The 15,826-nt window shown below is 38.3% G+C and carries 15 protein-coding genes; 8 read left to right on the forward strand and 7 right to left on the reverse strand.

The features are described from left to right. Nucleotides 1-18 precede the first annotated feature (18 nt). Nucleotides 19-1,998 (reverse strand): urocanate hydratase, encoded by a 1,980-nt coding sequence (locus HU137_RS04145; protein WP_182042533.1) that lies wholly within the window; start codon nt 1,996-1,998, stop codon nt 19-21. 41 nt (nt 1,999-2,039) lie between these two features. After that, nucleotides 2,040-3,539, reverse strand: coding sequence for a histidine ammonia-lyase (gene hutH, locus HU137_RS04150; RefSeq protein WP_182042534.1), 1,500 nt, complete (start codon nt 3,537-3,539; stop codon nt 2,040-2,042). A gap of 141 nt (nt 3,540-3,680) precedes the next feature. Between hutH and folE the strand changes: the two genes are divergently transcribed. From folE to HU137_RS04185, 7 genes are all read left to right on the forward strand, one after another. Continuing rightward, nucleotides 3,681-4,358, forward strand: coding sequence for a GTP cyclohydrolase I FolE (folE, locus tag HU137_RS04155; protein WP_182042535.1), 678 nt, complete (start codon nt 3,681-3,683; stop codon nt 4,356-4,358). Between the two features lie 25 nt (nt 4,359-4,383). Continuing rightward, nucleotides 4,384-4,866, forward strand: coding sequence for a YcxB family protein (locus HU137_RS04160; RefSeq protein ID WP_182042536.1), 483 nt, complete (start codon nt 4,384-4,386; stop codon nt 4,864-4,866). A 94-nt stretch (nt 4,867-4,960) separates the two neighbouring features. Next, nucleotides 4,961-5,215 carry a DUF6364 family protein gene (locus HU137_RS04165; protein ID WP_182042537.1) on the forward strand — a complete coding sequence of 85 codons (255 nt, stop codon included), beginning with the start codon at nt 4,961-4,963 and terminating at the stop codon, nt 5,213-5,215. After that, nucleotides 5,212-5,631: a type II toxin-antitoxin system VapC family toxin gene (locus HU137_RS04170; protein ID WP_182042538.1), complete on the forward strand. Its 420-nt coding sequence runs from the start codon at nt 5,212-5,214 to the stop codon at nt 5,629-5,631. The genes HU137_RS04165 and HU137_RS04170 overlap by 4 nt, the downstream gene beginning before the upstream one ends. Next, a complete protein-coding gene (cysS, locus tag HU137_RS04175) occupies nt 5,628-7,106 on the forward strand; it encodes a cysteine--tRNA ligase (protein WP_182042539.1) in 1,479 nt (492 codons plus the stop codon). The genes HU137_RS04170 and cysS overlap by 4 nt, the downstream gene beginning before the upstream one ends. 240 nt (nt 7,107-7,346) lie before the next feature. Then, entirely contained in the window at nt 7,347-7,787 is a 441-nt protein-coding gene (locus HU137_RS04180; RefSeq protein WP_182042540.1) for a universal stress protein, read from the forward strand. 279 nt (nt 7,788-8,066) lie between these two features. Next, nucleotides 8,067-9,314 (forward strand): LuxR C-terminal-related transcriptional regulator, encoded by a 1,248-nt coding sequence (locus HU137_RS04185; RefSeq protein ID WP_182042541.1) that lies wholly within the window; start codon nt 8,067-8,069, stop codon nt 9,312-9,314. 10 nt (nt 9,315-9,324) lie between these two features. Here HU137_RS04185 and HU137_RS04190 read toward each other — a convergent pair whose 3' ends face one another. The 5 genes from HU137_RS04190 to thrS all read right to left on the reverse strand — a co-directional run bounded on the left by HU137_RS04190 (nt 9,325) and on the right by thrS (nt 14,448). Beyond that, nucleotides 9,325-11,025: an APC family permease gene (locus tag HU137_RS04190; protein WP_182042542.1), complete on the reverse strand. Its 1,701-nt coding sequence runs from the start codon at nt 11,023-11,025 to the stop codon at nt 9,325-9,327. Nucleotides 11,026-11,261: 236 nt separating this feature from the next. Next, the gene (gene rplT / locus HU137_RS04195; RefSeq protein WP_182042543.1) at nt 11,262-11,606 is read right to left on the reverse strand and encodes a 50S ribosomal protein L20; all 345 of its coding nucleotides are present in this window, start codon (nt 11,604-11,606) and stop codon (nt 11,262-11,264) included. Between the two features lie 97 nt (nt 11,607-11,703). Next, complete coding sequence (rpmI, locus tag HU137_RS04200; RefSeq protein WP_182042544.1) at nt 11,704-11,901, reverse strand: 50S ribosomal protein L35; 198 nt, start codon at nt 11,899-11,901, stop codon at nt 11,704-11,706. A 59-nt stretch (nt 11,902-11,960) separates the two neighbouring features. Next, entirely contained in the window at nt 11,961-12,473 is a 513-nt protein-coding gene (infC, locus tag HU137_RS04205) for a translation initiation factor IF-3 (protein ID WP_317169895.1), read from the reverse strand. 52 nt (nt 12,474-12,525) lie between these two features. Continuing rightward, nucleotides 12,526-14,448 (reverse strand): threonine--tRNA ligase, encoded by a 1,923-nt coding sequence (thrS, locus tag HU137_RS04210; protein ID WP_182042545.1) that lies wholly within the window; start codon nt 14,446-14,448, stop codon nt 12,526-12,528. A gap of 96 nt (nt 14,449-14,544) precedes the next feature. On the opposite strand from thrS, the gene HU137_RS04215 reads away from it, so the two are divergent. Then, the gene (locus HU137_RS04215; protein WP_182042546.1) at nt 14,545-15,822 is read left to right on the forward strand and encodes an acetyl-CoA hydrolase/transferase family protein; all 1,278 of its coding nucleotides are present in this window, start codon (nt 14,545-14,547) and stop codon (nt 15,820-15,822) included. Nucleotides 15,823-15,826 lie beyond the last annotated feature (4 nt).

The following is a 15,826-nucleotide window of genomic DNA, read 5'->3' on the forward strand; positions in this document are numbered from 1 at the left end:
ATTTAAATTTGCGCGAATTTACAATAAATTCTCATCCACCAAATTCGGCAAGGTAACTTTTAACAAAGGTTCTTCTTCCATTGCACGTTTGATCGCGAAAATGGCTTCTTCGTTTCTTGCCCAAGAGCGACGCGCAATTCCATTGTTCACGTCCCAATGCAACATCGATTTCAATCGGTTCTCCGCATCTGAAGTTCCGTCCAGCAACATCCCAAATCCGCCGTTGATCACTTCGCCCCAACCTACGCCACCGCCATTGTGAATCGAGACCCAAGTCGCTCCACGAAAACTATCGCCGATCACATTGTGAATCGCCATATCGGCCGTGAATTTCGAACCGTCGTAAATATTGGAAGTTTCACGAAAAGGAGAATCTGTCCCCGATACATCATGGTGATCTCTTCCTAGAACAACTGGTCCAATTTCGCCTCTAGAAATAGCATCGTTAAAGGCTTTCGCAATTTTAATTCGCCCTTCGGCATCGGCATAAAGAATTCTCGCTTGTGAACCCACGACTAATTTATTTTCCTGTGCACCTTTGATCCAAGTGATGTTATCTTGCATTTGTTGTTGGATTTCCTGCGGAGAATTCTTTTTCATTTCTTCCAAAATCCGGCAAGCAATTTCATCCGTTTTCTGTAAATCTTCCGGTTTTCCAGATGTACAAACCCATCGAAACGGCCCAAATCCATAATCAAAACACATCGGCCCCATGATGTCCTGCACATAACTCGGATATTTAAAATCAATGCCGTTTTCCGCCATCACATCGGCTCCGGCACGGCTTGCTTCGAGCAAAAACGCATTTCCATAATCAAAGAAATAGGTTCCTTTTGCGGTATGTTTGTTGACCGAATCGGCGTGTCGGCGCAAACTTTCCTGTACTTTTTCTTTGAACAATTCCGGATTTTCTGCCATCATTTGGTTGGCTTGCTCAAAAGACAATCCAGCCGGATAATAACCTCCCGCCCAAGGATTATGTAACGAAGTCTGGTCAGAACCCAAATCGACAAAAACATTTTCCTGATCAAATTTCTCCCAAACATCTACTACATTTCCATCAAACGCAATTGAAACGACTTCTTTCTTTTCTTTGGCTTCGCGAACTCTTTTCACCAATTCATCCAAATCAGAAATCACTTCATCGACCCAACCTTGTTCGTGGCGCTTCCAAGTTGCCGCCGGATTCACCTCAGCCGTTACCGAAACCACTCCGGCAATGTTCCCGGCTTTGGGTTGTGCACCTGACATTCCGCCTAAACCTGCCGTTAAGAATAATTTTCCTGCAGTTCCGTTTGAATCGATCTTTCTGGATCCATTCAAAACCGTTATCGTCGTTCCGTGCACAATTCCTTGCGGACCAATGTACATATAACTTCCGGCGGTCATTTGTCCGTATTGGGTTACCCCCAGTGCATTGAATTTCTCCCAATCGTCGGGTTTCGAATAATTTGGAATCATCATTCCGTTGGTCACCACTACTCTGGGTGCATTTTGATGCGATGGAAATAATCCCAACGGATGCCCCGAATACATCACCAAAGTTTGTTCATCGGTCATTTCCGACAAATACTTCATTGTCAAGAGGTATTGCGCCCAATTGGAGAAAACCGCTCCGTTTCCTCCGTAGGTGATCAATTCTTCCGGATGCTGTGCCACAGCAGGATCCAAATTGTTTTGAATCATCAATTGAATCGCTTTGGCTTGTAAGGATTTTCCGGGATATTCCTCAATCGGCCGGGCGTACATCTCATAATCGGGACGAAGTCTGTACATATAAATGCGCCCGTATTTTTCCAATTCTTGTTTAAATTCAGGAATTAATTCCGCATGAAATTTTGGCTCGAAATAACGCAAAGCATTTTTCAAAGCCAACTTCTTTTCTTCGTCAGAAAGAATTTCTTTCCGTTTCGGCGCATGACTGAATTTGTCATTAAGCGGTTTCAATGATGGTAAATTCGCTGGAATTCCTTGTTGTATTTGTTGTTGAAATTTCATTTTTTAGATTTTAGATATTAGACGCAAGACATTAGATGAATTTAGATTTTGCTAATAATTTCTTTTAATTTTCCTCCTTGAATCAATTCAATAATCAATTGAATATCATCCCCAATCAATCGATCGTCTTCCAATTTCGGAACTCGAGTTCGCACCAAATCAAATACTTCTTCAATCATCGGACTTGATTTTAACGGTCTTCGGAATTCCAATCCCTGACAGGCATACATCAATTCGATGGCGAGAATTTTTTCCAGATTATTCAAAACTTGATTGAACTTCCGACCGGAAATACTCCCCATCGAAACATGGTCTTCCTGCCCCAATGAAGTCGGAATACTGTCCGCCGAAGCTGGAAAACACAAAGTTTTATTTTCCGTCACCAATGCCGCCGCCGTGTATTGTGGAATCATAAATCCGGAATTCAATCCCGATTTCGCAGTCAACAATCTCGGCAATCCAAACTTTCCTTCGATCAACAGATAACTTCTTCTATCGGAAATATTTCCCAATTCCGCCGCTGCCAAGGTCGCATAATCCAACACCATCGCCATCGGCTGACCATGAAAATTTCCACCCGAAATCGCCGTTTTTTCATCCAAAACGATTGGATTATCGGTCACGGAATTCAATTCTATTTCCGCCATTTCTTTTAAATGATTCCATGCATTTCGCGAAGCACCATGAACTTGTGGCATACAACGAAGCGAATATGGATCTTGAACACGGTAATGGTCTTGGTTTTCTACGATTTCGGAATTTTCCAACAATTTCCAAATCCGTTGCGCCACCAATTTCGTTCCTTCATATGGACGCACTTCGTGCAATTCCTGCATAAAAGGCGATTTATTTCCGGAAAAAGCTTCCAAACTCATCGTCCCGATCACATCTGCCAAATCCAACAAATATTTCATTTTGTCCAATCCTACCAATGCGTGCGCGAGAATAAATTGGGTTCCATTGATCAATGCTAAACCTTCTTTGGCTTGTAATTCAATCGGTTGAATATTAAGTTGGTTCAAAACTTCCATTGTCGGAACAGGTTTTCCATTTTTCCACACTTTTCCTTCGCCGATCAACGGTAAAAATAAATGCGATAACGGCGCTAAATCACCGGAAGCACCGACTGAACCTTGTTCGGGAACGACTGGGATGATGTCTTTCTCGAGGAGCAATAAAATTCGCTCATAAGTTTCCATCGAAATGCCCGAAAACCCTTTGGCCAAAGCATGTGCTTTGGTGATCAACATCAGTTTGGATAAATCTTTGGAAATTGGGTTTCCGACACCAACAGCATGGCTGATCAACAAATTTCGTTGGAGTTTTCCGGTTTCTTCTTTGGAAATTTTGGTATCCCAAAGTGGCCCGAAACCGGTATTGATCCCGTAAACCGTCATTTCAGAGTTTACGATAGACTCTACATTGGATTTGGATTTTAGGATTTGGGATTGAGATTTTTCATTTAAAGCTGCTTCAGTGGTGGAATGAACTGTTTGGATAACGTCCTCCAAACTGAAACGATCAACGCCGTATATTTTCATTTCTAATCTTTTATTCGTTTGCGGTCTCAAATATACAAATTGCCGGTAGAGACGCAACGCATTGCGTCTCTACAATTTCAACAGTTAATTACCTGTTTTCTGATTTTGATTCAATAAATTTGCAGATTAAAATTTAATAAAATGAGTGATCAGGACTTACACGACGAAATAGGCGATGAACATTTTGGTTCTCACCATGACACGCCGATGCGTGATGATGCTTTTGACATGAGCAATGATGAAAAAATCGCAAAAATAGAAGGCGAATTTAGAAATATCATGGAAACGCTTGGTTTGGATTTGACAGACGATAGTTTGAAGGGAACGCCAAAGCGTGTGGCAAAAATGTTTGTCAACGAAATTTTTGGTGGATTGCATCCGGACAGAAAACCCAAAATGTCCACGTTTGAAAACAAATACAAATACAATCAAATGTTGGTCGAGAAGGACATTACGGTTTATTCGACTTGTGAACATCATTTTTTACCGATTGTCGGAAAAGCGCACATCGGCTATATTTCCAACGGAAAAGTAATTGGATTGTCCAAAATGAACCGAATTGTGGATTATTTTGCGAAACGTCCACAAGTTCAGGAACGCTTGACGATGCAAATCGTAAAAGCGATGCAAGATGCATTGGGAACGGAAGACGTAGCTTGTGTGATCGATGCCAAACATCTATGCGTGAATTCTCGTGGAATCAGGGACATCGATAGTTCAACTGTTACCGCGGAATTGGGTGGTATTTTTAAAACCGATCCGACGACGAGAAGAGAATTCTTGCATTATATCGGAGTTCATACGAAGTTTAATGTGTAATCTTTGGTAGAAGGTAGAAGGTAGAATGAAATTAGTTGTCGATATAACAAGAGAAGATTATGCTGATTTTTTTAAATTTCATTTTATGAAAACTGGTTTTAAAAAATCTATAGTTTTTTATTTTTTTCTCTTAATAATTTGTTTAATAATAATTAATTTAAGAGAATTTGGTTGGACTCAAACAATCATTTTTACTCTTGTTTATGCTATTTTAGTTTATTTTATAATAATCCGTTGGATTAATAAATCAAAAAAAATTCCACTTGATGGAGGAAGTTTTTTAACTGAAACAGAATATGATTTTACCGATCATAAAATTTTTTATAAGAATGAAAATTCTGAAGGAAGCATTGATTGGTCAATGATTAAAACTTTTGAAGAAAGCAAAACAGCTTATTATCTTTACATTGATAGAATTGTTGCCTATGTAATTCCCAAACGATTTTTCCTAAATGAACAAGAAAAATTGACATTTCAAGAACTTGTAAAAAGACAAATTCAAAAATAATTTAACGCTCAACTCAAAACCCATAACCTCCAAGTTTAGCCTTTCCTTTTCACGTAATAAATTTATATCTTTGCACGTAACAAATTGTTCGGTTATGAGTACAAAATTAACGTTAAATATTGATGAAACTACGATTGCCCAAGCCAAAGCTTATGCAAAAAAAAGTGGTATAAGCGTTTCAAAATTGGTTGAGAATTATTTGAACTCTTTGACCTCTAAAAGAATAAATAAAAACAATGAAATCGAAATCACACCATTGGTGAAAAGCCTGACGGGCGTTATCAGTTTACCGGAAGATTTTGATTATAAAAAAGAGATTGCGGAAATTCTTACAGAAAAATACAAATGAAAAAATTACTGATTGATTCCAATATCGCAATTGATTTACTCGCGCAAAGAGATCCGTTTTATGACGAAGCATCGGTTTTATTTTCGCTTGCCGACAAAAGTAATCTGGAATTGTATATTTCTTCTTTGTCTTTTGCCAATACAAACTATATACTTGCCAAAGCTTCTTCGGCTTTTCTAGCTAGAGAGATTTTGAAAAACTTCAAACTCATCGTTTCCATTTTGGATTTGAATGAAAAGCTGATAACTTTAGCGTTAAACAATAAAAATTTTCCCGATTTCGAGGACGGATTGCAATACCATACCGCTCTCGAAAATGATCTGGACATTATCATTACACGTGACAAAAAAGATTTTAAAAACGCTGAAATTCCTGTAATGACAGCAAAAGAATTTTTAAACATATACCCAAAATGATCAAAAACCACAACCTCCAAGTTTACAATACCCTCAGCGGCGAAAAAGAAAAATTCGTTCCGATCCATCAAGATTCAGTCGGGATGTACGTGTGTGGGCCTACGGTTTACAGCAATGTACATTTGGGGAATGTGCGGACGTTTATGTCGTTTGATATGATTTTTAGATATCTCCAGCATTTGGGTTATAAAGTGCGTTATGTACGAAATATCACCGACGCAGGACATTTGACCGATGACGGAAATGTGGAAAACGACCGATTTGTGAAACAATCCCGATTGGAAAAATTGGAACCGATGGAAATCGTTCAGAAATACACAGTCGATTTTCATCAGGTTTTGGAAACTTTTAATTTTCTTCCACCGACGATTGAACCTACTGCAACGGGACATATTCTCGAACAAATCGAATTGTCCGAAAAATTAATCGAACTCGGTTTTGCTTATGAAAGTCAAGGTTCGGTATATTTTGATGTGGAAGCTTACAATAAAAAAGGGTTGAATTACGGCGAGTTGAGCCGAAGAAATATCGAAGAATTGATGGCCAATTCCCGTGATTTGGATGGTCAGGACGAAAAACGAAATCCGGTGGATTTTGCTTTGTGGAAAAAGGCATCGCCAAGTCACATCATGCGTTGGAATTCGCCTTGGGGCGAAGGTTTCCCAGGCTGGCATCTCGAATGTACGGTGATGAGCACCAAATATTTGGGGGAAACTTTTGACATCCACGGTGGTGGAATGGATTTGAAATTCCCACACCACGAATGTGAAATCGCACAAGCCAAAGCGGGACTAGGAAAAGAGCCGGTGAACTATTGGTTGCATGCGAATATGCTCACGATGAACGGTCAACGGATGAGCAAATCGACCGGAAATTATGTTTTGCCGATGGAATTGTTGAACGGTGAAAATGATTTTTTTGAGAAATCATTTCATCCTAATGTGGTGAGATTTTGCTTTATGCAAGCGCATTACAGAAGCGTTCTCGACATTTCAAATGATGCGATGGTAGCGGCCGAAAAAGGCTATTTGCGTTTGATGGAAGCGATGAAAACTTTGGAAAATTTGGAAGGAAATGAAACTTCAACATTTGATGTGGAGAATTGGATTCAGACGTCTTATGATGCGATGAACGATGATTTCAACACGCCGATTTTGATTTCGCAATTATTTGAAGCAGTGCGCATCATCAATGGCGTGAAAGCCGGTAATGAGCAATTGACTTCCGAAGATTTAAAGAAGTTGAATATGGCGATGAAAGAATTCATTTTTGACGTCATTGGTTTGAAAAAAGAAGAAATTTCGTCTAATAGTAGGTCCAAATTGGATGGTGTAATGCAAATGTTGATCAAGATGCGCAATCAAGCGCGAGCCGATAAAAACTGGGCGTTGTCCGATCAAATCAGAGATGAATTGGCACAAGTCGGCATCCAACTCAAAGACGGAAAAGATGGAACGGATTATTCTCTCGACTAAATTTGAGATCATTCATATCCGGATTAAATTGAATTCGATTTAAAAACATGAAGATTTAAATTAGATTCAAATTAACGCAAAGCCATATAAATTTACAATTCAATTTGTTTAAGTTTTCTTTCCCAACCTTTTGTTTCAATTTGGTGAATTCTAACTATTTTCTTTCTTTTTCAGAAGAAATATCAGCTTTAAATCGATTTCTATTTCCTAACTTTAGTTCGATTCAAATTTCAAATAAATATGAAAACGATATTGGTTCCGATTGACGCAAATAAGGAAGCGGATTTGGTCATAAAAAAAGCATTAGAAGTCGCAGAAGTTTTTGACGCACAAGTGCATTTGATGCATGCTACTTCAGAAGGACATTCAAAAGAAGATTCAGATTTTGGGAGTGAAAATTTAGAGCCGGAAAATCTATCGGGTCATGAAAAAGAAATGAAGAATTTGAATGTCTTCAAGTCCAAATTTCTGGATGCCGGAATAAATTGTGAGGTTCATTTGGCCAAAGGAGTTGCGGATTTAGAAATTCTGGGTTTGGCCGAACGCTTGGCAGCAGATTTGATCATCATCGGGCTCATACAGCATAGTGCTTTGTATAAATTATTTGTAGGAAGTGTTTCAAATGAGGTCATTAAAGCCACAAAAATTCCGGTGCTTTTGATTCCGGTTGATCATAAATAATCTTGTTTAAAAAAAATAGTCTTCCGTAGGTTTTCAGAAGACTATTAGGTCCCCTAACTAAAATACGTGGGGGAATTTTGGTGGTTAAGATAGGTTTCTTTAATTGAGAGAGGATCCTATTGAATTATTCGTTTTTTTCAATCATCTATAGCATTCTCAGCATTCCTTTACAGAATTGAGATGCGAAGCTCTTGAATATTCTTTATTTTACCTATTTTTGTGCGTATAGTTGGAGAGTAGTTTCCATAACCTACCCTTCTGGGTAGGTTGCCGTATTTTATGTTAAATAAACTGAATTTGAAATTGTTAGGAAGTTTTAGCCCAAAGTTAAAATTGGTTTTATGGTTATTGTTTTCTCCAATGTTTCTTTGGGGACAATCTTTCGACCCCATTCAATTGAACAAAGAAATTTCCGATTTAAACAACCAATATAAATATGATTCTTCCATATTAAAATTAGAAGAAATCATCACCCGAAAATCCAGCACTCATTTAGACAAATACTATGCTTTTCTACAAAAAGCCCTTACTTATAAAAGGCTTTTCAATTATCCTGAAACGCTAGATAATTTAGATTTCGCACTGAAAGAAGGCAAGCAAACTAATGAACAAAAAGCTGTTAATGCCCGAATTTTAACGGAAAAGATGTTCATCCAATACGATTTATTGAAATTTGATGAAGCCCGTAGTCTTTTTCAACAAATCAATCCGGAAGACTTTCATTTGCTCGATGGTATGACCAAAGCTTTTTACCTAAATGTTGCTTCCACTTTCCATTGTTTGGATGGAAATTATGTACAAGCAGAAAGAGATTTGAACCAAGGGTTAAAAATCTTGGAAAAAGAAAACCCTGAACATCTTGCAGCGGTCTATTGTAAATTGATCAATCTGGCAGAACATTTAGACAATGAGGAAATGGCTAAATCTGCTTTTGCGTCTGGAATTCAAAATGCTGAAAAATACAATATGCAATTGTATAAAATCCGCTTGTATTATGATTTGAGTCATTTTTATTTGGTCAAAGAAGATTATAAAAATGCCTATAAATATGAAAAGTTAGGTAGTGATTTATCCGGAAAATACAATGCCCCTTTTGAAAGTGGAAAACTCAATTTACTCGAAAAAGAATTGATCAATAAAAGAAGAAAATTGGAACTCCAAAACGAAGAAAATCGTCAAATCTTTTTGATCATTATCACCGTCATTCTCTCTATTTTAATCTTGGTCCTTATCCTATTGGTCAGGTCCAATAAAGAGAAACGAAAATTGACGGAAAGAGAAAATGACAGGATGCGTTTGGAACTTGAAAAAATCAACTTTGAATTGAACGAAAAAAAGGAGATAAATACAGGTGAATATCAATTGAACCTTACAAATCGTCAACAGGAGATCATCGATCTCGTAAAACAAGGATTTACCAATAAAGAAATCGGAAACCAATTATTTATATCAGAAAATACAGTAAAATACCATCTGAAAATCATCTACAACCTATTAGGAATCGATAACCGTATGAGTCTCAAATAATGCTGATTATTTAATTATAATCCAATGCTTCTTTTGACAACTTACTGTTTCTAAATCCATACAAAAAGTAAATTAACAACCCGACTATCATCCAAACCATAAACCATTTCCAACTGACCAGCGGAATTTCAATCATCATATAAGCACACATCAGCACGCCCATGATTGGGATAAACGAATAATTTCTGATAAATGTTAATATAGAAATGAGCGCAGCAAATATTAAAAACACCATAAATAGCACCTCTACCGTATTTTCTAAATGAAATCCCGTAAAAGCATTGATAATTCGATCTTGAAAAGTATAAATAAAAATCAAATATAAAATCGGAATGATCCATTTTCCGTTGATATAAGGTAATTTAAACTTTCCGGGTTCTTTGATTTTGGGTGGTAAAAATAAGACGCCGCCTGAAACCAAAATAAAAGCAAATAAAGTCCCGATACTCGTCAAATCTGTCACCAAATCGCTTTCGATAAACAAAGAACCGATTCCCACAATAATTCCGGTAACGATCGTTGAAAAGGCCGGCGTTTGGTATTTCGGGTGAATTTGACCAAATTTTTTCGGTAAAAGTCCATCACGACTCATGCTCATCCAAATCCGAGGTTGCCCAATTTGAAAAACCAATAAAACCGAAGTCGTCGCCACAACTGCACTGATCGATACAATTTTTTCAATCCATGGCGCTCGGTCTTCAAATACAAATGCCAATGGATCGCTGACGTTGTTAAAATGCGAATAATGCTCTATTCCCGTTAACGTCAACGCAATCAAAATATACAATCCCGTACAAATCAGCAGCGAATAAATCATCCCTCTCGGCATATCGCGCTGCGGATTTTTGGTTTCTTCTGCCATCGTAGATATCGCATCAAAACCAATATAGGCATAGAAAACGGCCGAAACACCTTTTAAAACGCCTTCAAAACCGTTCGGTAAAAACGGTCGCCAATTGTTTGTATCCACAAAAAATGCGCCTGCAACGATCACAAATAGGATGACCGCCACCTTAAAATACACCATGAAATTGGCCGATTTCTTACTTTCTTTGATGCCGATATACGCCAACCAAGTGACCAATGCCACGATGATAAAAGCTGGAAGATTGAAAAATATTTTGGTGTCCCCGATCGTCGGTGCAGCGTTATAAGCATTGATTGCGAACTGATAACTCTCTATTTTTTTCGCTGTTAAATCCGCTCCTGAACTAAGCGCAGTTGTAGATTCGATAAAAGCATTTTTGGCAGTAGCCGGATCGATGAGCATCCAGTCAGGTAGATGAATGTTGAATAGATGAACCAATAAATTATTGAAATAACTGCTCCAGGAAATGGCCACCACGATGTTACCAATAGAATATTCGAGGATCAATGCCCATCCAATTATCCATGCTGCCAATTCACCAAAAGCCACATACGAATAAGTATAGGCACTTCCCGAAACGGGAATCCGGCTAGCAAATTCCGCATAACATAGTGCTGTAAATCCACAAGTTACCGCAGTGATAATGAACAACAAAGATATTCCGGGGCCGCCATTATAAGCTGCTGAACCAATTGTCGAAAAAATCCCGGCGCCTACCACCGCTGCAATTCCCATAAACGTCAAATCCTTTACGGTCAAAACCTTTTTTAGCGGATTGGAGGTTTCTTGATTCTCTTGAATGAGCTTTTCGATGGATTTTTTACGGAATAATTTGTTGCGCATCTTTAAACTATGTTTCGGAGAATGAAAGTAGGGATTTTTATTTAAATTTTTAATCCCGACAAAGCGTTCTATACAATTTTAATTTTAGTAATTGATAAATTCATATTCTATAATTTGCATGTAAAACTTAGATTATGTTCTTCCTATTTTATATAAATAATAGATTTAAATAGAAATAAAATAAAAAAAATCCCGCCTTTTAAAGCGGGATTTACAAACGTTTTATATGGGTTAATTTATTTTACTTTTTCAACAATTGCTTTGAAAGCTTCCGGGTGGTTCATCGCCAAATCTGCAAGAACTTTACGGTTCAATTCGATTCCGGCTTTTTTAGCTGCACCCATAAATTGCGAATAAGACATTCCGTGAAGTCTAGCTCCTGCGTTGATTCTTTGAATCCACAAAGCACGAAAATTTCTTTTCTTTTGACGACGATCACGGTAAGCATAAACCAATCCTTTTTCAACCGCGTTTTTCGCTACGGTCCATACATTTTTTCTGCGTCCGAAATAGCCTTTGGCTAATTTCATCAACTTTTTTCTACGCGCTCTTGACGCTACTGAATTTACTGATCTTGGCATAATTTTTAATTTTTTTGTGTTAGGCGAACCTAAAGGCTACTTGATATTTTGCGCTGAACACAGGGTTAATAATTGAATTAATAAACCTGAAAATGAATTACTTCATTCTCAACATGAACTTTACGTTGTTCTCATCTGCTTTATCAACTAAAGTAGAATGAGTCAAATTACGTTTTTGTTTGGTCTCCTTTTTTGTAAGGATGTGGCTTTTATAAGCGTGTTTTCTTTTAATCTTCCCGGTTCCGGTAAGCTTAAAACGCTTTTTAGCACTTGAATTTGTTTTTAATTTTGGCATAACTGTATGTTTTATAAAACGTCTGTTTTTTTTTTGAATTTCGAAACTCGAACTTCGTATTACTTTTTAGGAGCCATCATCATGATCATCCGCTTTCCTTCTAATTTCGGAAGCTGCTCCACCTTTCCTACATCTTCTAATTCTTGGGCCAATTTTAACAATAAAATTTCGCCTTGGTCTTTAAAGATGATAGAACGTCCCTTGAAGAAAACATAAGCTTTCAACTTAGAACCTTCTTCCAAAAAGCTTCTCGCATGACGCTTTTTGAATTCATAATCGTGGTCATCTGTTTGAGGTCCAAATCGAATCTCTTTCAAAACCACTTTCTGTTGTTTGGCCTTTAATTCCTTTTCTTTCTTTTTTTGTTCGTAAAGGAATTTTTTATAATCTACAATCCGACAAACCGGAGGATTGGCTTTCTCAGTAATCATAACCAAGTCTAGGGCTTGTTCCTCCGCCATTTGCAATGCTTTTCTGGTCGGATAAACACCCGGTTCTATTCCCTCTCCTACGACCCGAACTTCAGGCACGTTGATTTTGTCGTTAATTTTGTGTTGATCTTCTTTGATCACTCTGGCAGGACCACGGCCGCCTCTTCTTTTAATTGCGATAGTTTATAAAATTTTAATTAATCTCCATTTCTTTGAGGATACGATTTCTTAATTCTTCCATCGTCATTTCTCCTAAATCTTCTCCTCCATGTTTTCGCACCGAAACTGTTCCGTTTTCTGCCTCCTTCTCGCCTACAATCAACATATACGGAATCTTTTTCATCTCAGCATCCCGGATTTTCTTACCCGTTTTTTCGTTGCGAGAATCTATCAGGCCGCGAATATCGTGATTTTCTAAGAAATTTGAAACTTTTTCGGCATATTCTTGATATTTCTCGCTGATTGGCAGGATGATAAAGACATCCGGCGTCAACCATAATGGGAAATTTCCGGCTGTATGTTCGATCAAAATCGCCACAAATCTTTCCATCGAACCAAACGGAGCTCGATGAATCATCACCGGCGTATGCGCTTGATTATCAGAACCTATATAGCTCAATTCAAATCGTTCCGGTAAATTATAATCGACTTGTATCGTTCCCAATTGCCACTTTCTTCCCAAAGCATCTTTGACCATAAAGTCCAATTTAGGTCCATAAAAGGCTGCTTCTCCGTATTCGACAACTGTTTTTAAACCTTTTTCAGTTGCGGCTTGGATGATGGCATTTTCCGCTTTTTCCCAATTTTCATCGGACCCGATGTATTTCTCTTTATTCTCAGGATCTCGAAGCGAAACTTGTGTCACAAAATCTTCAAAACCTAAAGAATTAAAAACATACAACACCAAATCGATGACATTTTTAAATTCTTCTAACAATTGATCCGGTGTACAAAAAAGGTGTGCATCATCTTGTGTAAAGCCTCTTACACGCGTCAATCCATGCAACTCACCGCTTTGTTCGTAACGGTAAACCGTTCCAAATTCTGCATAGCGTTTTGGAAGATCACGGTACGACCATTGGGATGCTTTATAAATTTCGCAGTGATGCGGACAATTCATCGGTTTCAACAAAAATTCTTCTCCTTCGTTCGGCGTATGAATCGGCTGGAAACTGTCTGCTCCATATTTGGCATAATGTCCTGAGGTTACATACAATTCTTTCGAACCGATATGCGGTGAAATCACCATTTCGTAGCCGGCTTTTTGTTGCGCTTTCATCAGAAATGCTTCCAATTTTCTACGCAAAGCAGCTCCTTTTGGTAACCAAAGTGGTAAACCTTGTCCAACTTTTTCGGAAAAAGTAAAGAAACCTAATTCTTTCCCTAATTTTCTATGGTCGCGTTTTTTGGCTTCTTCCAAAAGATTCAAATATTCGGTTAAATCTTTTTGTTTTGGAAATGAAATTCCATAGACCCGCGTTAACTGTTTGTTTTTCTCATCGCCTCGCCAATAAGCGCCAGCTGCATTTAAAACTTTAACGGCTTTTACGATTCCGGTGTTTGGAATATGACCACCTCGACATAAATCAGTGAAATTATCATGTGAACAAAAAGTGATTTCACCGTCTTCTAAGTTTTCAATCAATTCGGTTTTAAATTCATTTCCGGCATATTCTTTCAGCGCATCTGCTTTTGAAACCGGATACAATTTGAATTCGGATTTTTTCTGCGCGTTCTCGAGCATTTTCTTCTCGATTTTCTCGAAATCTTTTTCGGAAAAAGATTCGCCCATAAAATCTACGTCATAATAAAATCCATTTTCGATTGCCGGACCGATGGTCAATTTGGCATTTGGATAAAATTCCATGATCGCTTGCGCCAATAGGTGAGCAGACGAATGCCAAAATGCTTTTTTCCCTAAATCATCATTCCACGTCAACAACTGAACGGTAGCGTCTTCGGTAATCGTGGTGGTGGTTTCCACCTGATTGCCGTTAACTACTGCGGATATGACATTTCGCGCCAATCCTTCGCTTATGCTCAGTGCAATATCCATCGGCGTTACGCCGCTTTCATATTGCCTGATGCTCCCGTCCGGAAGTGTAATGTTGATCATTTTAATTAAATTTTTGAGGTGCAAATTTACGATTTTTGATGAGATTGGTCATTTAATTTTAAGAACTAAATCTATCTTGGTAAATTTGGTAGCAATATGGAAAATCATCAATTCATTTCAGGAGAAGAAGCTGTAAATTTAATCAACAGCGGCGATCGGGTTTTTGTGCATGGAAGTGCGGCAACGCCTTTGTTTTTGTTGAATCTTTTATTGAAAAGAGCCGGAGAAATATCTGATGTGGAAATCGTCTCCATCAGCATGTTTGGAGAAGTTGACTGGAAACAACCTGGGGTGACCGATAGTTTTTATTTGAATTCCCTTTTTGTTTCTTCTAACATCCGCGAATGGGCCAATAGTTCGCGAGGTCGTTATGTTCCGATTTTCTTAAGTGAAATCCCTCTCTTATTTGAAAATGGGTATTTACCGTTGGATGTGGCGATTGTTCAAGTTTCACCTCCTGACCAACATGGATATTGTAGTTTGGGAACTTCGGTTGATGCGGCTTGGTCGGCGGTTCGAACCGCCAAAAAAGTCATCGCGCAAGTGAACCCAAAAATGCCGCGAACTCTGGGGGATTCTCCTATTCATAGTTCAAAATTTAGTGCGATGGTTTGGCACGAAACAGAACTTCCTTCGGTGGACTATGGAAGCAAAATCAATGAAACAATTCAGAAAATTGGCGAAAACGTGGCAGGCTTGATCGAAGATGGTTCTACTTTACAGGCCGGAATCGGTGCGATTCCGGATGCGGTTTTGAATTGTTTAAAAAACCATAAAGACTTAGGCATTCATACTGAAATGTTTTCAGATGGTGTGATTCCGCTTATCGCGTCTGGAGTTGTCAACAATGAAAAAAAGAAAATTCTCAGAGGAAAAACGGTTACTTCTTTTGTTGCCGGAACACAGAAAGTCTATGATTTCGTTCATGACAATCCGAGTATGTCCTTTATGAATGTTTCTTTGGTTAACGATTCCGGAACCATACGCCAAAACCCGAGAGTGGTGGCGATCAATAGTGCACTCGAAGTGGATCTGACAGGTCAGATTTGCTCGGACTCTATCGGAACCTATCAATATTCGGGAATCGGAGGTCAAATGGATTTTATGCGAGGAGCGGCTCTTTCTGCGGGAGGAAAACCCATCATAGCGATTCCTTCTGTAACCAATAAAGGAATTTCCCGAATAACACCATTTCTAAAAGAAGGCGCGGGAGTTGTAACGACCAGAGGTCATGCGCATTATATCGTAACGGAATACGGCGTTGTGAATTTATATGGCAAAAATCTGGAACAGCGTTCCAAATTGCTCATCGGCATCGCACATCCTGACCATAGAGAAGCATTGGAAAAAGCGCATTTTGAAAGGTTTCAATAAGGTT

It is taken from the genome of Moheibacter lacus, from assembly GCF_014042165.1.
GTDB classification, from domain to species: Bacteria; Bacteroidota; Bacteroidia; order Flavobacteriales; family Weeksellaceae; genus Moheibacter; species Moheibacter lacus.

Bases quoted from the DNA above. Each gene is read 5' to 3' on its own strand.
- hutH (WP_182042534.1), bottom strand. From the start codon at position 3,539: ATGAAAATATACGGCGTTGATCGTTTCAGTTTGGAGGACGTTATCCAA.
- HU137_RS04190 (WP_182042542.1), bottom strand. From the start codon at position 11,025: ATGCGCAACAAATTATTCCGTAAAAAATCCATCGAAAAGCTCATTCAA.
- rpmI (WP_182042544.1), bottom strand. From the start codon at position 11,901: ATGCCAAAATTAAAAACAAATTCAAGTGCTAAAAAGCGTTTTAAGCTT.
- HU137_RS04160 (WP_182042536.1), top strand. From the start codon at position 4,384: ATGAAATTAGTTGTCGATATAACAAGAGAAGATTATGCTGATTTTTTT.
- thrS (WP_182042545.1), bottom strand. From the start codon at position 14,448: ATGATCAACATTACACTTCCGGACGGGAGCATCAGGCAATATGAAAGC.
- HU137_RS04170 (WP_182042538.1), top strand. From the start codon at position 5,212: ATGAAAAAATTACTGATTGATTCCAATATCGCAATTGATTTACTCGCG.
- HU137_RS04145 (WP_182042533.1), bottom strand. From the start codon at position 1,998: ATGAAATTTCAACAACAAATACAACAAGGAATTCCAGCGAATTTACCA.
- HU137_RS04180 (WP_182042540.1), top strand. From the start codon at position 7,347: ATGAAAACGATATTGGTTCCGATTGACGCAAATAAGGAAGCGGATTTG.
- cysS (WP_182042539.1), top strand. From the start codon at position 5,628: ATGATCAAAAACCACAACCTCCAAGTTTACAATACCCTCAGCGGCGAA.
- HU137_RS04165 (WP_182042537.1), top strand. From the start codon at position 4,961: ATGAGTACAAAATTAACGTTAAATATTGATGAAACTACGATTGCCCAA.
- HU137_RS04215 (WP_182042546.1), top strand. From the start codon at position 14,545: ATGGAAAATCATCAATTCATTTCAGGAGAAGAAGCTGTAAATTTAATC.
- HU137_RS04185 (WP_182042541.1), top strand. From the start codon at position 8,067: ATGTTAAATAAACTGAATTTGAAATTGTTAGGAAGTTTTAGCCCAAAG.
- folE (WP_182042535.1), top strand. From the start codon at position 3,681: ATGAGTGATCAGGACTTACACGACGAAATAGGCGATGAACATTTTGGT.
- rplT (WP_182042543.1), bottom strand. From the start codon at position 11,606: ATGCCAAGATCAGTAAATTCAGTAGCGTCAAGAGCGCGTAGAAAAAAG.